The 21,914-nt window shown below is 61.1% G+C and carries 18 protein-coding genes; 8 read left to right on the forward strand and 10 right to left on the reverse strand.

Annotated features, from left to right (window positions below; all coding sequences use genetic code 11):
• Positions 1-77 precede the first annotated feature (77 nt).
• The 10 genes from PspS35_RS12785 to PspS35_RS12830 form a co-directional block, all read right to left on the reverse strand.
• Entirely contained in the window at positions 78-2,030 is a 1,953-nt protein-coding gene (locus PspS35_RS12785; RefSeq protein ID WP_159934976.1) for an acetoacetate--CoA ligase, read from the reverse strand.
• A 54-nt stretch (positions 2,031-2,084) separates the two neighbouring features.
• Complete coding sequence (locus tag PspS35_RS12790) at positions 2,085-2,858, reverse strand: 3-hydroxybutyrate dehydrogenase (RefSeq protein WP_159934978.1); 774 nt, start codon at positions 2,856-2,858, stop codon at positions 2,085-2,087.
• Between the two features lie 7 nt (positions 2,859-2,865).
• A complete protein-coding gene (locus PspS35_RS12795; protein WP_159934980.1) occupies positions 2,866-4,257 on the reverse strand; it encodes a GntP family permease in 1,392 nt (463 codons plus the stop codon).
• A gap of 295 nt (positions 4,258-4,552) precedes the next feature.
• Positions 4,553-5,944, reverse strand: a complete 1,392-nt coding sequence (locus PspS35_RS12800; protein ID WP_159934982.1) for a sigma 54-interacting transcriptional regulator — start codon at positions 5,942-5,944, stop codon at positions 4,553-4,555.
• Positions 5,941-7,515, reverse strand: a complete 1,575-nt coding sequence (locus PspS35_RS12805) for an ABC transporter ATP-binding protein (protein ID WP_159938040.1) — start codon at positions 7,513-7,515, stop codon at positions 5,941-5,943. Before PspS35_RS12805 ends, PspS35_RS12800 begins: the two co-directional genes overlap by 4 nt.
• 11 nt (positions 7,516-7,526) lie before the next feature.
• Positions 7,527-8,549, reverse strand: a complete 1,023-nt coding sequence (locus PspS35_RS12810; RefSeq protein ID WP_174244807.1) for an ABC transporter permease — start codon at positions 8,547-8,549, stop codon at positions 7,527-7,529.
• A complete protein-coding gene (locus tag PspS35_RS12815; RefSeq protein WP_065890854.1) occupies positions 8,549-9,610 on the reverse strand; it encodes a microcin C ABC transporter permease YejB in 1,062 nt (353 codons plus the stop codon). The genes PspS35_RS12810 and PspS35_RS12815 overlap by 1 nt, the downstream gene beginning before the upstream one ends.
• A complete protein-coding gene (locus PspS35_RS12820) occupies positions 9,610-11,469 on the reverse strand; it encodes an extracellular solute-binding protein (protein WP_159934984.1) in 1,860 nt (619 codons plus the stop codon). The genes PspS35_RS12815 and PspS35_RS12820 overlap by 1 nt, the downstream gene beginning before the upstream one ends.
• A gap of 130 nt (positions 11,470-11,599) precedes the next feature.
• Complete coding sequence (locus PspS35_RS12825) at positions 11,600-11,881, reverse strand: peptidylprolyl isomerase (protein WP_058412590.1); 282 nt, start codon at positions 11,879-11,881, stop codon at positions 11,600-11,602.
• An 89-nt stretch (positions 11,882-11,970) separates the two neighbouring features.
• Positions 11,971-12,465, reverse strand: a complete 495-nt coding sequence (locus PspS35_RS12830) for a DUF1543 domain-containing protein (RefSeq protein WP_159934986.1) — start codon at positions 12,463-12,465, stop codon at positions 11,971-11,973.
• Between the two features lie 106 nt (positions 12,466-12,571).
• Between PspS35_RS12830 and PspS35_RS12835 the strand changes: the two genes are divergently transcribed.
• From PspS35_RS12835 to PspS35_RS12865, 8 genes are all read left to right on the forward strand, one after another.
• Positions 12,572-13,399: an aldo/keto reductase gene (locus PspS35_RS12835; RefSeq protein WP_159934988.1), complete on the forward strand. Its 828-nt coding sequence runs from the start codon at positions 12,572-12,574 to the stop codon at positions 13,397-13,399.
• Between the two features lie 790 nt (positions 13,400-14,189).
• A complete protein-coding gene (locus tag PspS35_RS30310) occupies positions 14,190-14,321 on the forward strand; it encodes a type VI secretion protein (RefSeq protein WP_238786039.1) in 132 nt (43 codons plus the stop codon).
• A gap of 16 nt (positions 14,322-14,337) precedes the next feature.
• Positions 14,338-15,522, forward strand: coding sequence for a type VI secretion system-associated FHA domain protein TagH (gene tagH, locus PspS35_RS12840; protein ID WP_159934990.1), 1,185 nt, complete (start codon positions 14,338-14,340; stop codon positions 15,520-15,522).
• Positions 15,523-15,527: 5 nt separating this feature from the next.
• The gene (tssJ, locus tag PspS35_RS12845; RefSeq protein ID WP_159934992.1) at positions 15,528-16,013 is read left to right on the forward strand and encodes a type VI secretion system lipoprotein TssJ; all 486 of its coding nucleotides are present in this window, start codon (positions 15,528-15,530) and stop codon (positions 16,011-16,013) included.
• Between the two features lie 86 nt (positions 16,014-16,099).
• The gene (icmH, locus tag PspS35_RS12850; protein WP_238786040.1) at positions 16,100-16,963 is read left to right on the forward strand and encodes a type IVB secretion system protein IcmH/DotU; all 864 of its coding nucleotides are present in this window, start codon (positions 16,100-16,102) and stop codon (positions 16,961-16,963) included.
• A 15-nt stretch (positions 16,964-16,978) separates the two neighbouring features.
• Complete coding sequence (gene tssM / locus PspS35_RS12855; RefSeq protein ID WP_159934994.1) at positions 16,979-20,353, forward strand: type VI secretion system membrane subunit TssM; 3,375 nt, start codon at positions 16,979-16,981, stop codon at positions 20,351-20,353.
• The gene (locus tag PspS35_RS12860) at positions 20,350-21,069 is read left to right on the forward strand and encodes a PP2C family serine/threonine-protein phosphatase (protein ID WP_159934996.1); all 720 of its coding nucleotides are present in this window, start codon (positions 20,350-20,352) and stop codon (positions 21,067-21,069) included. Before tssM ends, PspS35_RS12860 begins: the two co-directional genes overlap by 4 nt.
• Positions 21,066-21,908 (forward strand): serine/threonine-protein kinase, encoded by an 843-nt coding sequence (locus tag PspS35_RS12865; protein ID WP_159934998.1) that lies wholly within the window; start codon positions 21,066-21,068, stop codon positions 21,906-21,908. The genes PspS35_RS12860 and PspS35_RS12865 overlap by 4 nt, the downstream gene beginning before the upstream one ends.
• Positions 21,909-21,914: the final 6 nt, after the last annotated feature.

The raw sequence follows: 21,914 nt of genomic DNA on the forward strand, positions 1-21,914 counted from the left end.
GGTGACTACCCCCGAAAAATAGCATGCATTCGGGGTTTGTCTTCAAATGAGTGGCTCAGAGCTGAAACCTTTCATCTTTACGCCAGTTCCGGGCGGTCGCGGAACTGCTCCAGTGCCTGCGGGTTGGCCAGGGCGTCGGTGTTCTTGACCGGTTCGCCATGCACCACGTTGCGCACCGCCAATTCGACGATTTTGCCGCTGATGGTGCGGGGGATATCGGTGACAGCCAGGATCTTGGCCGGCACGTGGCGTGGCGTGGTGTTGGCACGGATTACCTGGCGGATTTGCTGTTCCAACGCCTCATCCAGCGTGATGTTGTCATCGAGGCGCACGAACAGCACCACCCGCACGTCGTCCTGCCAGCGTTGGCCGATGGCCAGGCTTTCCAGCACTTGCGGTACCTTTTCTACCTGGCGATAGATCTCTGCCGTGCCGATGCGCACGCCGCCGGGGTTGAGCACCGCGTCGGAGCGCCCGTGAATCAACAGGCTGCCGTTGGGGCGTTGCTCGGCGTAGTCGCCCTGGGCCCACACGCCGGGGAACTGGCTGAAATACGAGGCGCGCAGCTTCTTCTGGCCGGGGTCGTTCCACAACCCGATGGGCATGGCCGGGAAGTGCCGGGTGCACACCAGTTCGCCTTTTTCACCGACTAATGGCTGGCCCTGGTCGTCCCACACCTCGATGGCCATCGCCAGGCTCTTGCACTGCATGGCGCCGCGCCGTACCGGCAACACCGGGTTGCCGATCACAAAGCAGGACACGATATCGGTACCGCCGGACATGGAGGACAGGCACAGCTCGCCCTTGATCTCGCGGTACACATAGTCGTAGCTCTGGGGCGACAGCGGCGAACCGGTCGAGATCAGCCCTTTGAGGCTGCCCAGGTCATGGCTCAGGCGCGGTTGCAGGCCGGCCTTCTCCAGGGTGGCGAGGAACTTGGGGCTGGTGCCGAATACGCTGATCTTTTCGGCATCGATCAGGTCGATCAAACGCTCAGGGCCCGGATGAAAGGGCGAGCCGTCATACAGCACCGCCGTGGCGCCGATGGCCAGCACCGAGACCAGCCAGTTCCACATCATCCAGCCGCAGGTGGTGTAGTAGAACAGGCAGTCCTCGCGTGACAGGTCGGCATGCAGGCCGTGTTCCTTGAGGTGGGTGAGCAACACGCCGCCGGTGCCGTGGATGATGCATTTGGGCACGCCGGTGGTGCCGCTGGAATAAAGGATGTACAGCGGGTGGTCGAACGGCACTGCGACAAACTCGGGCTCGCCGCCGGGTTGGTAAACGTCCTGCCACAGTACGACGTTCGCCTGGGTGCGGTAGTTTTCGAGCCGCGCCTCGGGCCGCGCATAGGGCACCACAATCAACTGCTCCAGGGATGGCAGCCGTTCGAGGATTTCATTGAGCTTGGCGCTCTGGTCGATGGTTTTGCCGGCGTACTGGTAGCCGGCGCAGGCGATCAGCACCTTGGGCTCGATCTGGCCGAAACGGTCGATCACGCCCTGGGTGCCAAAATCCGGCGAGGAGCATGACCAGATTGCGCCCAAGCTGGTGGTGGCGAGCATGCCCACCAGGGTTTGCCAGGTGTTGGGCATGCACGCGGCGACGCGGTCGCCCTGGCTGACACCGGCTGCCCGCAGGCTTTTTTGCAGGCCTGCGACGTGTGCGGCCAGTTCGGCATAGGTCAGTTGTTCGCGTCGGCCGTCTTCGCTGATGGCAACCACCGCGCGATGGTCGTCACGGCGGCGCAGCAAGTGCTCGGCAAAGTTCAGGGTCGCCCCGGGAAACCACTGGGCGCTGGGCATCGCAGCGCCTTCGATCAGCGTGGTGGTGGGCGGGCTGCGAAATTGCACGTCGAAGAAGGCGACGATGGCCTGCCAGAAGTCCGGACGCTGGTCGATGCTCCATTGGTGCAGGGCGGGGTAGTCGCCCAGTTGCAAGGCGTGGCGTTCGTTGATGAAGCGGCGGAACTGGTCCATCCGCGTGTGGCGGATGCGTTCCGGGGAGGGTTGCCAGAGGATCTCGGACATCAGCAAGGTCTCTTGTTCAGGTCTTTCAAACAATCGCGTTCCAATGTGTTTGGGTTATTGGGCCAGCCAGCCGCCATCAATGTTCCACGCCGCACCACGCACCTGGGCACCGGCCTCGCTGCACAAGAACAGCACCAGCTCACCCAGCTGCGGCGGCGTCACGAACTCCAGCGACGGCTGCTTCTCGGCGAGCAGATCATGCTGCGCCTGTTGTGGGGCCACGCCTTTGGCCACGCGATCATCAATCTGCTTTTGCACCAACGGCGTCAGCACCCAACCTGGGCAAATCGCATTGCAGGTCACGTTGCTGGTGGCCGTCTCCAGCCCCACCACTTTGGTCAAGCCGATCACGCCGTGCTTGGCCGCCACATAGGCCGCCTTGCCCACCGAACCGACCTGGCCATGCACCGAGGCGATATTGACGATACGCCCCCAGCCCTTGGCCTTCATGCCAGGCAGGCTCAGGCGCGTGCTGTGGAACACCGAGGATAGGTTGATCGCAATGATCGAGTCCCAGCGTTCAGCCGGGAAGTCTTCCACTGCCGCCACGTGCTGGATCCCAGCGTTGTTGACCAGAATGTCCACGCCGCCGAACTCACGCTCGGCGTAGGCGATCATCTCGGCAATCTGCGCCGGGTCGCTGACGTCTGCCGGGTGATGGCCGACCTTGCCGCCAAACGCCTGGACCTGGGCGATCACCGCACTGGCGTCGCCGAAGCCGTTGAGGATCAGGTTCGCGCCGGCCTTGGCCAGGCTCAGGGCGATCCCCAGGCCGATGCCGCTGGTGGAGCCGGTGACCAGGGCGGTCTTGCCATTCAAAGTCGTCATGAAAACCTCACACAATGCCGGTGGCGTAGAAAGTACCGATCACCACGAACACCGCGAGGGTCTTGATGATCGTGATGCCGAAAATGTCCTTGTAGGCTTCGCGGTGGGTCAGCCCGGTGACCGCCAGCAGTGTGATCACCGCGCCGTTGTGGGGCAGAGTGTCCATGCCGCCGCTGGCCATCGCCGCGACCCGGTGCAGCACTTCAAGGGGGATATTGGCCGCATGGGCCGCCGAAATAAAGCTCTCGGACATGGCCGCCAGGGCGATGCTCATGCCGCCCGACGCGGAACCGGTGATGCCAGCCAGCAGGGTCACAGTAATTGCTTCATTGACCAGCGGGTTGGGGATGCCCTTGAGCCAGTCCGCCAGCACCAGAAAGCCTGGCAGCGAGGCGATCACCGCACCAAAGCCGTATTCCGAGGCGGTGTTCATCGCCGCCAGCAATGCGCCGCTGACCGCACTTTTACTGCCCTCGGCCAGTTTGCTCTTGATCGCCGAGAAGCCGAACACCAGCACCACGATGATCCCTACCAGCAACGCGGCCTGCACTGCCCAGATCGCGGTGAGCTTGGCGATTTCGGTGGTCACCGGCGTGCTCATGCCCGGCAGGCTGAGGCTGTGTGTCTTGCCGTACCACTGCGGGATCCAGTGGGTGAACAGCAGGTTCATCACGCCCACCAGGATCAGCGGCGACAGCGCGACCCACGGGTTGGGCAGGGTCAGGTTCTCGGCGGTTTCCGGCTCATTGCGCAACTCGGTGCCGTAGCCTTCGCCGGCGCGCTGGGCCTTGTTGCGTTGACGCGCCAGGTACAGCATGCCCGCGCAAAACACGAAGATTGTACCGATCAAACCCAGCCACGGCGCGGCCCACGCAGTGGTGTTGAAGAAGGTGCTGGGGATGATGTTCTGGATCTGCGGCGTGCCGGGCAGGGCGTCCATGGTGAACGAGAATGCGCCGAGGGCAATGGTCGCCGGGATCAAGCGCTTGGGGATATTGCTCTGGCGGAACATCTCTGCCGCGAACGGGTACACCGCAAACACCACCACGAACAGCGATACGCCACCGTAGGTGAGCAGGGCGCAGACCAGCACGATCACCAGCATCGCCTGGCGCGTGCCGAGCAAGCGAATCGCCGCCGCAACAATCGACCGCGAGAAGCCCGACAGCTCAATCAGCTTGCCGAACACCGCGCCGAGCAGGAACACCGGGAAATACAGTTTGATAAACCCGACCATCTTCTCCATGAACACCCCGGTAAAGGCAGGGGCGACGGCAGACGGATCGGTGAGCAAAACAGCGCCGAGGGCGGCAATGGGGGCAAACAGGATAACGCTATAGCCACGGTAGGCAGCCAGCATCAGCAGCGCGAGCGCTGCCAGGGCAATGATCACACTCATGGTGTGTCTCCATCGAATTGTTATTTTTGTGGGTGAAACTGTGGGGAAGGGCTATAGCGAGATACGTGCCAAATCTTTAAATCATTGAAAAATAAGGATATTTATCGAGATTACATGGTTTTTTTCAAATTCAGTCTCAATATAGAGACATGCCGAGATCAAATGTGGGACGGGGCTTGCCCCCGATAGCAGTGCCTCAGCCACTACATCTGCTAGCTGACACACTGCTATCGGGGGCAAGCCCCGTCCCACAGTAGAGTGTCTTGATAGTGAGAATCGTGTCTCTTTTTTGAGATCAGGCGATGCCCAGGGCAACCATTTTCTTGTACAACGTCGACCTGCCCAGCCCCAACCGCCGGGCTGCCTCCACCACATTCGCGTCACAGGCCTTGAGCGCCGCCCCGATAACCTGTCGATCGAACCGCTCCCGCGCCGCCGCGAACGTTTCACCTTCAACCGTCGCAACAGCGCCGCGCTCCACGGGGCTGAACGTGCCAATCGCCGCTCGAATCTCTTCGGCATTCAACACGAGGTCATCGCTCAACAACGCGGCTCGTTCCAGCACATTGCGCAACTCACGGATATTCCCCGGCCACGCATGCTGTGCCAGCAGTGCCAAGGCGTCGCGGTCCAGTTCATGCTGGCTGCGCAGCTCTTCAAGGATCGCCTCGCTCAATGCCGGAATATCCTCCAGCCGTTCACGCAGCGGCGGCACCTGGATCGGCAGCACATTCAGGCGGTAATACAGATCCGCACGAAACTCCCCGCGCTTGATCGCGGCTTCCAGGTCCATGGACGTGGCGGCAATCACCCGCACATCGCTGTGCAGCATTTCGTTGGAGCCTACGGGTTCGAATTCCTTTTCCTGCAACACCCGCAGCAATTTGCTTTGCAGCGGCAATGGCATATCGCCGATTTCATCGAGGAACAGGGTGCCGCCCTGGGCAATCTGAAATTTGCCCGGGCGCCCCTTGCGGTCAGCCCCGGTAAACGCGCCCGGTGCGGTGCCGAAGAATTCGGCTTCCAGCAGGTCATGGGGAATTGCCGCACTGTTGATGCTGACAAAGGCTTTGTGGGCGCGGTGCGAGGCGCCGTGGATGGCCTGGGCGAGCAACTCTTTGCCGGTGCCGGTTTCGCCCAGCAGTAACACTGGCGACTCGGCACTCGCGCTGCGCCGGGCGCGTCGCTTGACTTCGAGGCTGGCGGCGCTGGTGCCGATAAAGTGCGCGAAGTTGTATTTGCTCTGGCGCGCACGCAGCAGCGAGCGGGTGGAGGCCAGTTCCTGCTGCATGCTCAGGTAGCGCTCGATCAGTGGCGACAGGTTGCGCAGTTCATCGAACAGTGCAAAACCAATCGCACCGATCACCGCGCCTGCGTCGTTGTGGATCGGCAGGCGCATCACCACCAACGGGCCTTTTGGGGTGTCCTGGATGTCCAGCAAGATCGGCTGGTCATTGCGCACCACCTGACGCAACAGGCTGTTGGAAATCACCTGTTCGCAGGGTTGGCCGATGGCTTCGTCAGCGCTCTTGAGGCCGAAACGTTTGGCGTAGCGCTCGTTCATCCACACGATATTGGCGTCGCGGTCGACAATCACTGTGCCTTCGCTGGACTGCTCGATGATCTCGAACAGTGACTGGATCGCCAGGCCGCGAACCTGTTGGTAGTCCTTCAGGCTGGTGCTCATGTCGAGAGTCCGCACGCCGCCGCCAGCAGCTCTTTGGTGTACGGATGTTGCGGCGATTCGAACACATCATGGCTCGCACCGCGCTCCACCACCTTACCGTCCTTGATCACGATCATGTCATGGGCCAGGGCGCGCACCACGGCCAGGTCGTGGCTGATAAACAGGTAGGTCAGGCCGTATTTGTCCTGCAGTTCACGTAGCAGCGCGACCACTTGTTTTTGCACCGTACGGTCCAGCGCCGAGGTGGGTTCGTCCAATAGCATCAGCGCGGGCTTGAGCACCAGGGCGCGGGCGATGGCGATGCGTTGGCGCTGGCCACCGGAAAACTCATGGGGGTAACGGTGCCGGCTGGCGGGGTCGAGGCCCACGTCCTTGAGTACCTGGATCACTTGCGCATCACGGTCGGCGAGGCTGCACGGCGCGTGGACTTCCAGGCCTTCGCTGATGATCTGCTGCACCGACATGCGTGGGCTGAGGCTGCCGTAAGGGTCCTGGAACACCACCTGCATCTGTTTGCGCCATGGGCGCATTTGCTGGTGGTTCAGCGGGTCGAGGGCTTCACCCTGGAAGCGGATGCTGCCGCTGGAATCCAGCAGGCGCAGGATCGCCTGGCCCAGGGTGGACTTGCCCGAGCCGGACTCGCCGACAATTCCCAAGGTCTTGCCGCGCTGCACGCTGAGGCTGATGCCGTCCACCGCACGCAGGTAGGTCTTGCGCCGGAACAGCCCGCCGCCGAGGGGGAACTGTACGCTCAGGTCGGTCACGTCCAGCACCGTCTCGCGTGGGTCGCTGCACAGCACATCGCCGGACGGTTCGGCGTCCAGCAACAGGCGGCTGTAAGGGTGTTGCGGCGCGGTGAACAAGGTCTCGCAGTCGGCCTGCTCGACGATCTCGCCGGCGCGCATCACACACACGCGCTGGGCGATGCTGCGCACCAGATTGAGGTCATGACTGATCAGCAGCAGCGACATGCCCAGGCGCTGCTGCAACGACTTGAGTAGCAGCAGGATCTTGCGCTGCACCGTCACGTCCAGCGCGGTGGTGGGTTCGTCGGCGATCAGCAGTTCCGGCTCGCAGGCCAGGGCCATGGCGATCATCACCCGTTGGCGTTGGCCGCCGGACAGTTGGTGCGGGTAGGCCTTGAGGCGCTCCTGGGGTTTCTGGATGCCCACCAGTTCTAGCAGTTCGAGGATGCGCGCCTGCGCCGCCTTGCCGCCCAGGCCCTTGTGCAGCAGCAGGGTTTCGCCGATCTGCTTTTCGATGCTGTGCAGCGGGTTGAGGGAGGTCATCGGCTCCTGGAAGATCATCGCGATGCGGTTGCCGCGCAGCTTCTGCAAGGTGGCCGCTGAAGCGCCGATCAGTTCCTGGCCGCGGTACCGGATGGAGCCGGTGGTTTCGGTGCCGGCCTCGGGCAGCAGTTGCAGGACCGAATGGGCCGTCACTGATTTGCCCGAGCCCGACTCACCCACCAGCGCCAGGCATTCACCGGGGCGCACGTCCAGGCAGAGCTTGTTCACCACCGTCTGGCCGCTGAAGGCGACGCTGAGGTCGCGGATTTCGATCAGGTTCATTACAGGCTCACTCATGAACGTGGGTCGAAGGCGTCACGCAACGCCTCGCCGATAAAGACCAGCAGCGACAGGATCAGCGCCAAGGTGAAAAACGCCGTCAGGCCCAGCCAGGGTGCTTGCAGGTTCTGTTTGCCCTGGGCGATCAGTTCGCCCAGCGAAGCGCTGCCCGCCGGCATGCCGAAACCGAGGAAATCCAGGGCGCTCAAGGTGGAAATCGCCCCGGTCAGAATAAACGGCAGGTAGCTCAAGGTGGCGGTCATCGCATTGGGCAGGATATGCCGGCGGATGATCTTGCCGTCGCCCAGGCCCAGCGCCCGTGCGGCCTTGACGTACTCCAGGTTGCGCCCGCGCAGGAACTCGGCGCGCACCACATCCACCAGGGCCAGCCAGGAAAACAGCGCCATGATGCCCAGCAACCACCAGAAGTTCGGCTCGACAAACCCCGAAAGAATGATCAGCAGGTACAGCACCGGCAAACCGGACCACACCTCAAGCACCCGCTGCCCAATCAAGTCCACCCAACCACCGTAGTAGCCCTGCAAGGCCCCGGCGGCGATGCCGATGGCCGCGCTGATGGCCGTCAGCGCCAAGGCAAACAGGATCGACACCCGCGCACCGAAGATCACCCGCGCCAGCACGTCGCGCGATTGGTCATCGGTGCCCAGCCAGTTCACCGCCGAGGGCGGGCTGGGGGCGGGGCGGGTCAGTTCGTAGTTGGGTGTGTCGTCGCTGAACGGGATCGGCGGGAACAACATCCAGCCGCTGTCCTGCTTGATCAGCTTCTGTACGTAGTCACTGCGATAGTCAGCCTGGAACGGCAGCTGGCCGCCCAATTGCTGCTCGGTGTAACGCTTGAACACCGGGAAATACAGCTCGTTCTTGAAACTGAGCACCAAGGGCTTGTCATTGGCGATCAGCTCGCCGCCCAGGGTCAGGATAAACAGGCCGATGAACAGCCACAGCGACCACCAGCCACGGCGGTTTTTCTTGAAACGCTCGAAACGCCGACGGGCCACGGGAGATAAATTGAGCATCAGGCGTTCCTCGCGGCGAAGTCGATACGCGGGTCCACCAGGGTGTAGCAGAGGTCGCCGATGAGTTTTATCAAGAGGCCGAACAGGGTGAAGATAAACAGCGAGCCGAACACCACCGGGTAGTCCCGTGAAACCGCCGCTTCGTAGCTCATGCGGCCCAGGCCGTCGAGGGAGAAGATCACCTCGATCAAGAGGGAACCGGCGAAGAACACGCTGATAAACGCCTGGGGAATCCCCGAGATCACCAGCAACATGGCGTTGCGGAACACATGGCCGTAGAGCACGCGTCGTTCGCTCAAGCCTTTGGCCCGCGCCGTCACCACGTACTGGCGGGTGATTTCATTGAGGAACGAGTTTTTGGTGAGGATGGTCAAGGTGGCGAACCCGCCGATCACCAGGGACGTCACCGGCAAAACGAGGTGCCAGAAGTAATCGGCAATCTTGCCGACGGTGCTCAGCTCTTCGAAGTTCTCCGAGACCAGGCCGCGCACGGGGAACCAGTTCAGCGAGGTGCCGCCGGCGAACACCACGATCAGGAACATCGCAAACAGAAACGCCGGCATGGCATAGCCGATCACGATGGCGGTGCTGCTCCACACGTCAAAGCTGCTGCCGTGGCGCACCGCCTTGCGAATCCCCAGGGGGATCGACACCAGGTAAGTGATGAGCGTGGCCCACAGACCCAGGGAGATGGTGACCGGCATCTTTTCCAGGATAAGGTCGATCACCGTCTTGCCGCGAAAGAAGCTGTTGCCAAAGTCCAGTTGCGCGTAGCTCTTGAGCATCAGCCACAAGCGTTCGGGTGCCGGTTTGTCGAAGCCGTATTGTTTTTCGATGTCCTTGATCAGCTTGGGGTCCAGCCCGCGGCTGGCACGTGAGCCACTGCTGATGCCTTCGCCGGAGGAGCCGCCGACACCGCCGCCGCCAATCCCTTGCAGGTGGGCGATGGCCTGTTCCACGGGGCCACCGGGGGCGGCTTGTACAATCACGAAATTCACCAGCAGGATGATCACCAGCGTCGGGATGATCAGCAGCAGGCGCCGTACGATATAGGCAAACATCAGCGTGCACCTGCGCGTTTTTTCAGTTCGGTGTTCATCTGCTCAGTGGTCAGTGGCGTGGGGCTGATTTCCCACCAGGTTTCCAGGGCTTCGTCGTTCTTGGCCTCGATGGCCGGGCGGCCGAAACGGTTCCACCACGCGGCGGATGTGCCGGGCGGGTAGTAATTGGGGATCCACAGGTAATTCCACTGCAGCACCCGGTCCAGGGCATGGGCGTAGGTGAGCATTTGCGCCTGGGTGTCGGCTTTGACCAGGCCCTTGATCAAGCTGTCCACCGCTGGGTCCTTGAGCACCATGTAGTTGTTGGCGCCCGAATCAAAAGCGGCGCTGGAACCGAAATAGTTGTACAGCTCCATGCCCGGCGACGTGGTGACGGGGAACCCGGTGACGATCATGTCGTAGTCCCGGGTCATCAAGCGGTTGACGTACTGGGAGGAGTCGATGCGGCGGATATTGAGGGTAATGCCGATCTGTGCCAGGTTGCGTTTGTACGGCAGCAACAGGCGCTCCAGACCGGCCTGGGCATTGAGGAAAGTGAACTCCAGCGGTTCGCCTTCGGCATTGACCAGCTTGTCGCCGTGGGGTTTCCAGCCAGCTTCTTCCAGCAGGACCAGGGCTTGGAGCTGTTTGTCGCGGATCATGCCGCTGCCGTCGGTGACCGGTGCCTTGAAGACCTGGGTAAACACCTCATCCGGGATCTGCCCGCGCAGCGGTTCGAGAATCGCCAGTTCTTGCTGGGTGGGCAGTTGGGTCGCGGCCAACGGGCTGTTGGAAAAGAAGCTCTGCTGACGGATGTACAGGTTGCGCATCATCTGCCGGTTGGCCCATTCGAAGTCCCACAGCATTGCCAGGGCCTGGCGCACACGGCGATCCTTGAATATCGGCTTCTGCACATTGAACACATAGCCTTGGGCCGGCTGCGGCATTTCCTTGGCCAGGTGCGCACGTTGCAGGCGGCCGTCGTCCAGGGCGGGGCCGTTGTAGCCAATGGAGTAGCCGGTGGCGGAAAACTCGCGATTGAAGTCGTAGGCGCCGCCACGCAGCACCTGGCGGGCGACTTCGGTATCGCCGAAGAACTCCAGGCTCAGGTGATCGAAGTTGTACAGGCCACGGCTGACGGGCAAGTCCTTGCCCCACCAGTCTGGGTCACGCGTAAAGGTGATGGTACTGCCGGAGTCGACCTTGCTGACCTTGTACGGACCGCTGCCCAGCGGGGCTTCGTAGCCACCGCCGTTGGCGAAGTCGCGGGTCTTCCACCAGTGCTCGGGGAACACCGGCAGGGTGGCGATATCCAGGGGCAGGGTGCGGTTTTCATTGCTGGAAAAGTCGAAGCGCACCTGGCGCTCGCCTTCCACTTCGACGTGCTGGACGTCGGCGAACAGCGTGCGAAAGCGCAGGCTGCCTTGGGTCATCAACAAGTCGAAGCTGTAGCGCACGTCTTCGGCGGTGATCGGTTTGCCATCGGCAAAACGTGCCTTGGGGTTCAGGTAGAAACGCAATGACAGGCCATCGTCGGCGCGCTCCATTTTTTCGGCGACCAGGCCGTAGACGGTATAGGGCTCGTCCAGGGAGCGCAGGGCGAGCGGCGCGTAGAGCCAGCCGTCGACCTGGGAAACACCGATGCCTTTGTCGATATAGGGCAATACATGGTCAAAACGCCCGATTTCAATGGCTGAGCGCCGCAGGCTGCCGCCCTTGGGCGCGCTGGGGTTGGCGTAGTCGAAATGGGTAAAGCCGGCGGGGTACTTGGCCGGTTCGCCGTACACCGTCAGTGACGGTTGCGGCGCCGCAATCACGGCGGTGCTGGCCAGCAGCAAGGCGAAGGTGGAACGAAATAGAGTCGAAAAGGCCAATCGCATTATCAGTCTTGAGCGCCGGAAGAACAGGAATAGGGATTTGTACGCTAACGGCATCAGCGTCGCCAGTCATCACATGCACAACGGCCCACCAAAAGGCGGGCCGTTGTTTAAGGCATCAGCGCGGACTGGATCAGTCCTGGCGGCTGGTGACTTCCAGCAGGTGGTAGCCAAACTGGGTTTTCACCGGGCCTTGCACGGTGTTGACCGGAGCGCTGAACACTACGCTGTCGAACTCTTTAACCATCTGGCCTGGACCGAACGAACCCAGGTCGCCGCCTTGACGGCTGGATGGGCAGCTGGAGTTGGCTTTGGCGATTTCTGCGAAATCGGCGCCGCCTTCGATTTGGGCCTTGAGTTCGTTGCACTTGTCTTCAGTGGAAACGAGGATGTGACGGGCGGTGGCTTTGGCCATGGGGAGTAACTCCTTGAGTAAAAAGGGTGAGCCTACCGGATTCAGGCGGTTATTTCCTGGCAAAGTTCCCGGTATTTGATCGGTTGGGCTCAGGGCAGCACGATATAGTCGTTGCGCTGCAGGATTGCCCGGTGTGGCGCTTGGACAAGGTGCAGAAAGCGCCCATCCACCAGGTCGATGGGCAGGCAGTCGTCGATGTCGAGCACGCCATCGGTGTGGGCCTGGGACCAGTGCCCCAGCATCTGCTGCTTGCCCTTGCTGGTCGCCTCCCGTTTGCTGCGCGCAACCACCAGCAGATAATGATGGGCCTCGCCGAAGCTATGGGCTTGGTAGCCGCCGAGGTTGATGAAGTACAGGCGATGCGCGTCGGCCTGGGGCGCCAGTTGGCTTAGCTCGACTTTCCAGCCGTCGACGCCATCCACTGCCATCCACGAGTCGATATGCACACCCTTGGGGCTGCCAAACCAGGCGTCGCGCAATTGCGGGTAAGTGGCTTGCAGCGTATCTGCTGCAACGAACACCACATCGTGGACTTCGATGTTCGCCCTGGGGTGCTTGCCCCCGAGCATCACGACAAACAGCATTGCGGGTCTTTCCTCGCGACTTGGCAAAGGGCAACCATACTGCGATTGAACCCTTTTGTCCGACCAATGCCACACTGTTTATCCGCGAACTCATCAGGAGGTTGTCATGCGTACCATTGATCTGGCGGGTGTTCCCGTCCCCGTCCCCGTCATCGGCCAGGGAACCTGGCGCATGGGCGAGGATGCAGCCCGGCGCCGTGCTGAAGTTGCTGCATTGCAGTTGGGGATCGATGAGGGCATGACCCTGATCGATACCGCTGAAATGTATGGCGAGGGTGGTGCTGAAGAAGTGGTCGGCGAGGCCATTCGTGGCAAACGTGAGCAGGTGGTCCTGGTGAGCAAGGTGTACCCGCACAATGCCAGCCACAACGGCATCCCCCGTGCTTGTGATGCGAGCCTGCGGCGTCTGGGCACTGACTATATCGATGTGTACCTGCTGCATTGGCGCGGCCAGTATCCCCTTGAAGAAACCGTCGAAGCATTCGAGCGCCTGCGCGAGGCGGGCAAGATCGGCCGTTGGGGCGTTTCCAATTTTGACGTGGCGGACCTGCAGGCGCTCGCATCCTCGGCCTGTGCGACCAACCAGGTGCTCTACAACATCGAAGAGCGCGGCATCGAATTCGACCTGTTGCCTTGGTGGCAACAACATCACTTGCCATTGATGGCGTACTGCCCGATTGCCCAGGGTGGGGAGTTGCTCTCCAGCCCGACACTCAAGCAGATCGCTCGCCGGCACGAGGTCACGCCTGCCCAGGTTTCCCTGGCCTGGGTTTTGCGCCAGGAAGGGGTGATCGCCATTCCCAAGGCGGTGACACCGGAGCACGTACGACTCAACGCGGCAGCCGCCAACCTGCAGTTGGATGAACACGACCTGGATGCCATCGACCGCGTATTCGGTGCGCCCAAACGTAAGCATCCTTTGGCAATGGTGTAGTTGTTTGGCAGACACTTTGCCGTCGGGCAAATATCAATAATAAAAAAGCCTGCCGGATAGGGGGCAGGCCAATAAGTGCAAGGGGCGCGACGCAATAAGTTTTGCGTTAAGGCGGCTGCGCGAATATTAGATTTTTTAATGAGATGTTATTTGCGCAGGCGTGCGCAATTAGTTGTTCGCAGCTATGGCGCTCACTGTGTTGGTGGTTTTTTTCGGTGCTGTTGATAGGGCGTTTTTGACCCGCGGTATTCTTCTCGGGCACATGAGTTGTGCTGACTGTAGGAAATTTCTTAAGTATTGTTTCGATGCTTGCTGAATGTTTAGCGGGTGGCTAAGGTTCGTGAACTTCGTATCAAGTCGGGCGAAGTTTGGTAGGGGGCGCGAGTCTTGGTTTGAATAGGCTTGGCCTATCGCTTGTACATTGAGCAATGTGGTGCGGACCCTCAAGGTTTATTCGGAATAACGTTGCGCTTATTACGTTGAGTTCGCATAACAAGCACTGTTCGATAACAGTGTTTCGGGCAGCGATATGCGCTGTTCAAGTGAATGTGAAGCGCTGAAATTCTAGTGAGCAAAGGTGCAATCCATTCAAGGGGCGGGCCAGCCGGATTCCTCACTGGCGGCTTGCACCAGACGCTGGACGACGAATTGCCAACGCTGTTCGCGAGGACGGTTATCTCCGGCTCGCGCAACTCCCTATCGAATGGCCGGCCCTGGCGCCAGTGACAACTCCCGCGGCCACCGACTCAGCGCTGCTTATTGCCCGCTTTATTTTCATGGGAGCTACCTGATGCCTGTTCGTCCATGGCAAGTCCTTGCGCTTGCACTGTGTTTTCTAAGCGGTTGTAACGGCAACTACGTTTTTGATGACGATGACTACCGTCCGCTGGGTGATCCCCATGCGATCCGTCGCAGCCTTTGAACGGGAGAGCCATGTCATGCAGCTAGTGTTCGAGGTGTGCGGTGCCTCAAGCGGTGAGCCCCACGCGCGCAAGGTGTTCGACGGAGCCGGTGGCGTGGTCGGGCGTGGGGCGGGTTGTGACTGGGTCATTCCCGACACCCGTCGCTTGCTCTCCAGTCATCACGGGTTGGTCAGCTACTGGGGCGGCCAGTATTTCCTCACCGACATCAGCAGCAACGGTATAGGCGTAGCCGGCAGCACGGAACATTTGTGCAAGGGGCAGGCGCGTTTGATCAGTGACGGTGACGTCTACCGACTGGGGGCCGTGGACATTCGTGCGAAGTTGATGGCGCAGAGCATCACTAAAGACCAGCAAGCGTATGTCTGCATCGACACGATTCCCGACGATGTGTTCCTGGACGGGGACCCTTTGCGCACCCTTGAGAGTACGCAATGGTGCGATGAATCATTCGAAGAACTGGAGGCGTTGACGCTCTTGGCAGAGGCACCCACCTCTAGGCTGTCTCGTGCAGCAGTAGACCGCGATTGCCTGACCATGCCGGGTTGGGCCGAGCGCGGTGGGCAGGTCGCAGCCACTCAACCCACTGTGGCTGCGGCGCCAGTCGCCGAAGCTTTCTGGTCGCAATTCGGCGATGCGCTGGGCGTCGCCGTGGACGTGCTCGATCCACCGGCTCGTGAGGCCCTGGCGATAAAGGTGGCGGGATTGTTCAGGCAAACCCTTGAAGGGTTGCAACAGAGCCTACGAACCCGTGATGAGCTGAACAGTGAATTGGGCCTTGGCTGGTCAACGCCGCCGCTCAATAGCCGCAACCCCCTGCACGACTGCGCCGATACCCACTCGGCCATGACCTCGCTGTTGGGTCTTGGCGAATTGGGCCCGTGGTCTGCACAGGTTGCGGTTGCCCAGGCATGTTGGGACATGCAAGTGCATCAACTGGCCTTGGTGGTGGCTTGCCGTGCCGCAATGCGTGGCGCGGTGGCAGCGTTTGCACCCGATCATCTGCTGTTGTGTTTCGAAGGCCAGGGCCGGCTGTCGCGGTTTGGTACCGACGGCTCCCACTGGCGGGCTTACCAGCGTCATTACCAACGCTTGGTCGACGAGCCGCTGTTGGGCGAGCGTCTGTTACGCAACGATTTTTCCAAGGCCTATGAGGAGCAGTTGCGCCTGGTTTCCACTCTGCATGCGACTAACCCGAGATGACATTCATGTATCGAGCCACCCTTGTATCAATACTGTGCGCACTGGGTCTGTTGGCCGGTTGCACCAGCTTGTCGCCGTTTTCAACCCTGACCAAGCTTGACCTGACGTTGACGGCAAGCGAAGCCGTCAACCCTGATCTGCACGGCCGCCCATCGCCCTTGGTCGTGCAACTGCTTGAACTACGCAACCCAGTGGCGTTTGAAAATGCTGACTTTTTCAGCCTGTATGGCCGTGCCGAGCAAGTGCTGGCGAAGGACTGGGTCAATGGCGAAGAACTGGATTTGCGCCCCGCTGAACAGGTGGTGCTCAAGCTGAGTGTCGAGCCGCAGAGCCGTTACGTTGGCGTGCTGGCGGCTTATCGAGATTTGCCCCATGTGCAATGGCGACTCGTACTGCCCTTGGCTGAGCAGCGCCTGACGCGGGTCGACCTGCTGCTCGACGAGTCGGGGGTTCGCGTTGTCGGCCCTCAAACCGCCAGCCAGGAGTACTGAGATGCAGCTCAATAACGTGCTTTCTACACCAGCGGCGAGTTCTGCGAACTCGAACTCATCTTCTGGGCCATCAGGAACTGAGCGCCATGACGATGGACAGTGAATACCCCCAAGACGAAAAAACCATTCTGCTTGACCGTGAGGGCTGCGCGCCTGCGCAGGGGCCGGTAACGGACTTTCCAGCGCCGCCGCGCTTCGAGCACCTGGAAAGTCGCATGATCTACAGCGCAGGCCTGCAGGGGGCGCAGAGCTTCAAGATGGGGCCTAATTCGCTTGTCGCTGCCGCATGGGCGCTCTTGTCGCAGGTTGCCCAACTCAGGAGCAGCTCTGGCCGCGAAAGCCTGCCCGCCCTCAATGACCGACTGTCGTCGGCAATCACTGCGTTTGAAGTGCGTGCCTTGCATCTGGGCGTAGAGACCGATGAGGTCATGTCAGCGCGTTATGTGCTGTGCAGCGTCATTGATGAGGCCGTGGTGACCACCGCATGGGGCAATCGCAGCGACTGGTCAAAGACAAGTTTGCTAAGCCGTTTTCACAACGAAACGTTTGGCGGCGAAAAGTTTTTCCAACTGCTGGAGCAGTTATGCCGCGACCCCGTGAAGCACTTGGACATGCTTGAGCTGATGTACCTGTGCTTGTCGATGGGGTTTGAAGGCAAGTACCGCGTCATGGCGCGCGGCGGGACGCAGTTGGAGCGGGTGCGAGATGGCTTGTATCGCCAGATCAGGCATGTGCGTGGTGAGCGCCTGCCGATAGCTGCACTCGCGGTTACAGAACGGGCGCCGGGCCCGCGGCTGCGCATTGTCTGCGCTACTTGGGCGGGCGTTTTTACACTCGTTTGCCTGGCGGCAATGTACTCAGGGTTTGCCTGGGTGCTGAACAATGAACGTATGACGGTGCTGCAACCCTTTCAACTGCTGGCGCCGGATCAGACGCGGACGCCCTTGTAACACAAGGAACAATGAATGAACGCATTCTTCAAGGGCGCGGGCAGGGTGCTGCGCAACAGTTGGGCCTGGAGCTTGTTGGGGGTGTTGTCCAGCGCGCTGCTGGTGTGGTTTTTCGGGCCTTTGCTGGCGGTGGACGACCATCGGTTCTGGCAAGACGCCACGGCGCGCCTGCTGACCATCAGCGGTCTGTTCTTGGTATGGGGACTGGCGATGGTGATGGTCGGTGCACGCCGTACTGCGAATCTCGACCGGCCCGAGCTCCAGGAGCGCTACCAACGCCAGGAGCTGTTTGACGACGAGCGCCGCCAGGTGCGGGGGCGCTTCAAGGACGCGCTGCACGCGCTGAAAACCACCCGCCGCTATGGCGAACGCGGTCAGCGTTGGCGCAACAACTTGCCTTGGTACCTGTTGATCGGCGCGCAGCACAGCGGCAAAACGCGTCTGCTGGGCGCCAGCGGTGCTCATCTTGCCCTCGCGGGTGGCAAGGCCATGCCCCAGGGTATGAGCCCGTGCTTTGATTGGTATCTGGCTGACGAAGCGGTAGTCGTCAAGAGCGCCGGGTGCTACCTCGCCCAGGCAGACCGTTCGGTGGAAGGTGTGGGATGGTCGACGTTTCTGGGGTTGCTCAAGACGAGGCACAGGGCGCACCCGCTCAATGGCGTGGTGGTGACGTTGGCGGTGCAAACCTTGCTTGGCAGCAACGAGCTCGACGTGGAACTGCAAGCACGTCATGTGCACAACCGTTTGCAGGACATCCAGCACAGGCTGCATGTGGACGTGCCGGTCTATCTGGTATTAACCCAGGCTGACCGGTTGCCAGGCTTCGCCGAGTTCTTTGATGCGCTTCAGGGCGACAGTGCCGAAGGTGTACTGGGCCAGCCTCTGGCAGTGGGCACCACGGGCACCGAGATCGTTCAGGTGCGCGAAGCGTTCGAGACCTTGCTGCAACGCCTGGCGGCAGAGTTGATTGCGCGCTTGCATCTGGAACGAGACCTCGAGCGTCGTGGCCAGATGCTTGATTTTCCCCAGCAGGCAGCACACATCGGCGAGCGTCTCTGCCTGTTTGTCGAATCCGCATTCCCCACGCAGCGCTTCCAGCATTCTGGAGGGTTGCGGGGCTTTTACCTGACGTGCGCAGAAGCCGCCGACCGACGCTCCTATTTCGTTCAGGGCTTATTCAATAAGGTGATTTTTGCCGAGGCTGACCTTGCAGTGTTACAGCCTCCTGAGCGACGGCGTATCCGTCGGCGCCAAGGGTTATTGGTGTTTGCCGTGGTGCTGGTTATCGGCGGGGCAGGGGCGCTCTGGACGCACAGCTATACCGCCAACCAGCAGCGGTTGACGCACCTGGCGCAGCTGATCGAACCGCAGCCGCTGGCTTCACCGGGTGTGGATGACACCCTGGCGCTATTGCCACTGCTGGACAGTCACCTGGCGGCGGCTCAGTTGTTCCCGCCCCAGGCTGACACTCCCTGGGTGGAGCGCGCCGGCTTGTACCAAGGGGAGGTCAGCCGGCCGCTGCTGACGCGCGCCTATGAAAACGCCCTGCACCAGCAGTTGCTGCCCTTGGTTGTCACGCTGCTCGAAGACACGGTGCGCGCCAGCCTCGGCGATCGCGATGTGCTGATAGAAGCCTTGCAGGCTTACTTGATGCTCAGCGTACGCGAGCGTCGTGATACCGCTTGGCTGGCGCAACACGTGGCGGCCCATTGGGCTGCACGTTATACCGGTGATGCCTCGGTGCAGGATCGGTTGAACAAACACCTTGCGCGGCTGCTTGCATTGCCTTTCGTGGCTCCCTCGGACGTTGAACTGGTTGCCCAGGCTCGCGAGGAATTACGTGGGGAATCGCTGGCGGGAGTGGTCTATCGGGTGTTGCGTGAGCAGGCACGGGACCTGGAACCCTATCGCTTGGCAGACGGGCATGGGTTTGCCACGCTCGAGCAGTCGATCCCCGGCTTCTACACCAAGCGGTATGTGCAGTATTTCGAAACACAGGGGCTACGGCAGATCAATTCCATTGCCCAGGATAATTGGGTGCTTGGAGACAGCAGTAACCTCAGCGCCATGGATTTGCGCCAATTGATGCTGGAGTTGGAGCAGCGTTATTTCACTGAATACGCCGAGGCCTGGAGTCATGCCATTGGCCAGGTTCGCGTGCAGGAAAATGACAGCCTAAGGCAGCATGCGCAAGGCCTGGCCCATCTGGCCTCAGCGCAGTCACCGTTAGTGAAACTGTTGCAACAGGTTCGGGAAAACACCCGCCTGCTGGCGACCAATAATCACCTGGAGGCCGTAAGCCAGAGGGGTGGTGAACTGGGGGCTACGGCGCCCAACACGTTGATCGGCCAGTTTCAGGGCCAGGCGGCGCCTGGCTCTGCACGACGTGCGTTGCAGCATCGCTTCGAACCCTTGCACCACTTGCTGGATGCAGAGCAGAACCCCGGCGCAGAACTGAAACAGGCGTTACGGCTGCTCGATGAATGGCATCTGCAACTGGCGGCCCTCAACCGCGAGGGCACGCCGGAGCAAGCGGCATTCAAAATGGTCAAGCAACGCATGGATGGGCAGCAATCGCTGTTGGGCAATGTGCGTGATGCCGCTGCGCGCCTGCCATTACCGGTCAAGAACTGGTTTGCCGGCCTCGCCGATGACGGCTGGCGCCTGCTACTGGATGACGCCTATCGGCATGTCAATCAGCGCTATCAAAGTGAGGTATACGGCGTTTACGCCAAGGCGATCCGGCAGCGGTATCCATTCGATGCGCATGCCAGCAGTGATGTTGCCTTGGGTGACTTCCAGGCGTTTTTCAAGCCGCAAGGGGGCATGGAGCGTTTTTATGAAAATTACCTGCGATCCTTTGTCAGTGTCGAGGGCGGTCGTTATCGCCTGCGGGGGCTGGATGGTCGTAGCCTGGCGCTGTCTCGCGCATTACTGGACCAATTGGATAAAGTCCAACTGATCCGTCAAGGGTTTTTCACTGAAGACCAGGGTGAGTGGGCGGTCCGCTTCACGCTGGCACCCTATAGCCTGGATCAGGCGGTCAACCGTGCGATTCTGCGCATTGGCGATAAACAACTTGAGTACCGCCATGGTCCGATCGTGCCCATGGCGGTCCAATGGCCAAGCGATGCAGGCGATGGTCGCACCAGCCTGGTGCTGGAGCGTGGCTCGGAGCGGGCGCTGGGGATTGAAAAAAACAGCGGGCCCTGGTCGCTGTTCCGATTCCTGGACCTGTTGCAAAGTGAACCCGCGAGTGGCCGCGATACGCACTTGCTCAAGGCTGATCTTGGCGGGCTGCGCGCTAACTTCCTGCTTACCAGCCAACGCAGTCCCGGCCCGTTTCAGACGGCGACGTGGCGGACTTTTCGCCTGCCGGAGCAGTTATGAAACAGACATCTGCCCCATGGCGCAGTGCAGGGCGAACGGTGCGGGGCAAGACGCGCTCGCGCAACGAGGATGCATTCCTCGACTCCCCCCAGCGTGGTTGCTGGGCGGTAGCCGACGGCATGGGTGGCCATCGCGCTGGGGACGTGGCCAGCCAGCGGGTTGTCAGCAGTCTGGCTGAATTACCGCAGGGTAGTTTTGATGAGCGGGTCGAGGCCACGCGGCGTTGCCTGCGTTGCCTCGATAGCCAGTTTGGGCAAGCGCTGCAACTGCCCACTGGCGCCATCATGGGCAGTACGGTGGTTACGCTGCTGCTGGAGGATCATCGTGCGGCCTGTATTTGGGTGGGGGACAGCCGTTGCTACCTCTGGCGAGGGCAGCGCCTGTACCAACTGTCGCGGGATCATTCCTTGCAGCAGCAATTGATGGATAAGCAGCAACTGAGCCTGGAGCAGGCCCAAGCCCATCCAGAGGCCAGGGCGTTGACGCGTGCCATTGGTGGTCGACAGCCATTAAGCCTGGAGGTGCTGGAATTGAGCACCCATCCTGGCGATGTATTTTTGTTGTGCAGCGATGGTTTGTACCAGGGGCTCAGCCATGGCGACCTGGGTCACGCCTTGAACATGGGCATGCCTGGGCAGGTGCTGGACCGGTTGTTCAATACGGTATTGCGAGGGCCGGCCCGGGATGACCTGACGGCAGTGGTGATTCAACCGTGAGCGCACACATAGGCCCGCCAAACCTGCTCGCAGGGCGATACCAGCTGGAACGGGTATTGGGCTGCGGTGGCATGGGAGTGGTATATCGCGCCCGCGATCTGCTGCACGAGGCATTTGGTGAACCCAGCGCGTGGGTGGCGCTGAAACTCTTGGGCGAAGTGTTCAGCGAATCTCCCGACGGCCATGTGTTGCTGTATAGCGAGTTCGCCATGACTCGCCGATTGCGGCATGACCACGTGGTCCGGGTATTTTCCTTCGAGGTCGACACTGCCCGCCACACGGCTTTTTTTACGATGGAATTGCTGCAAGGTTTGACCTTGGGCCAGATGCTCCTGGAGTGCCCGCAGGGTTTGCCTTGGCGGGAGCTGCAGCCCTTGGCTTTACAACTGTTGGATGCGCTGGCGTACGCCCACCGGCAAGGCGTGCTGCACGGCGATGTGAAGCCGGCGAACATCATGGTGGATGAGCAGGGTGTGCGTTTGTTCGATTTCGGTCTTGGTCATGGCCAGGTACAGACGGATGCGGGGCTACCGAGCTTGAATCGCAGTCGGTTGAAGGCGTGGACCCCTGCGTATGCGGCGCCGGAACTGATGACGGATGGGCGACCGTCGGCCAGGGCCGACTTGTATGGCGCAGCCTGTGTGCTCTATGAACTGGCCCAGGGGCAGCGGCCCGGCGAGCGTGAGCCCAATCGGCCATTGGCCAGGCCTCGTCAGTTGCCCAGGCATTGCTGGCCGGCATTACGCTCAGCGCTGGCTGTAGACCCTGAGCATCGCAACGTCACCGTTACGCAGTTGCACCAAGCATTCGGGAGTCGGCGGCGTTGCTGGTTTGTGTAGCCGCGG

Origin of the sequence: Pseudomonas sp. S35 (assembly GCF_009866765.1) — a bacterium.
Classification (GTDB): Bacteria; Pseudomonadota; Gammaproteobacteria; order Pseudomonadales; family Pseudomonadaceae; genus Aquipseudomonas.

Bases quoted from the DNA above. Each gene is read 5' to 3' on its own strand.
- PspS35_RS12785 (WP_159934976.1), bottom strand. From the start codon at position 2,030: ATGTCCGAGATCCTCTGGCAACCCTCCCCGGAACGCATCCGCCACACG.
- PspS35_RS12790 (WP_159934978.1), bottom strand. From the start codon at position 2,858: ATGACGACTTTGAATGGCAAGACCGCCCTGGTCACCGGCTCCACCAGC.
- PspS35_RS12795 (WP_159934980.1), bottom strand. From the start codon at position 4,257: ATGAGTGTGATCATTGCCCTGGCAGCGCTCGCGCTGCTGATGCTGGCT.
- PspS35_RS12800 (WP_159934982.1), bottom strand. From the start codon at position 5,944: ATGAGCACCAGCCTGAAGGACTACCAACAGGTTCGCGGCCTGGCGATC.
- PspS35_RS12805 (WP_159938040.1), bottom strand. From the start codon at position 7,515: ATGAACCTGATCGAAATCCGCGACCTCAGCGTCGCCTTCAGCGGCCAG.
- PspS35_RS12810 (WP_174244807.1), bottom strand. From the start codon at position 8,549: ATGCTCAATTTATCTCCCGTGGCCCGTCGGCGTTTCGAGCGTTTCAAG.
- PspS35_RS12815 (WP_065890854.1), bottom strand. From the start codon at position 9,610: ATGTTTGCCTATATCGTACGGCGCCTGCTGCTGATCATCCCGACGCTG.
- PspS35_RS12820 (WP_159934984.1), bottom strand. From the start codon at position 11,469: ATGCGATTGGCCTTTTCGACTCTATTTCGTTCCACCTTCGCCTTGCTG.
- PspS35_RS12825 (WP_058412590.1), bottom strand. From the start codon at position 11,881: ATGGCCAAAGCCACCGCCCGTCACATCCTCGTTTCCACTGAAGACAAG.
- PspS35_RS12830 (WP_159934986.1), bottom strand. From the start codon at position 12,465: ATGCTGTTTGTCGTGATGCTCGGGGGCAAGCACCCCAGGGCGAACATC.
- PspS35_RS12835 (WP_159934988.1), top strand. From the start codon at position 12,572: ATGCGTACCATTGATCTGGCGGGTGTTCCCGTCCCCGTCCCCGTCATC.
- PspS35_RS30310 (WP_238786039.1), top strand. From the start codon at position 14,190: ATGCCTGTTCGTCCATGGCAAGTCCTTGCGCTTGCACTGTGTTTTCTA.
- tagH (WP_159934990.1), top strand. From the start codon at position 14,338: ATGCAGCTAGTGTTCGAGGTGTGCGGTGCCTCAAGCGGTGAGCCCCAC.
- tssJ (WP_159934992.1), top strand. From the start codon at position 15,528: ATGTATCGAGCCACCCTTGTATCAATACTGTGCGCACTGGGTCTGTTG.
- icmH (WP_238786040.1), top strand. From the start codon at position 16,100: ATGACGATGGACAGTGAATACCCCCAAGACGAAAAAACCATTCTGCTT.
- tssM (WP_159934994.1), top strand. From the start codon at position 16,979: ATGAACGCATTCTTCAAGGGCGCGGGCAGGGTGCTGCGCAACAGTTGG.
- PspS35_RS12860 (WP_159934996.1), top strand. From the start codon at position 20,350: ATGAAACAGACATCTGCCCCATGGCGCAGTGCAGGGCGAACGGTGCGG.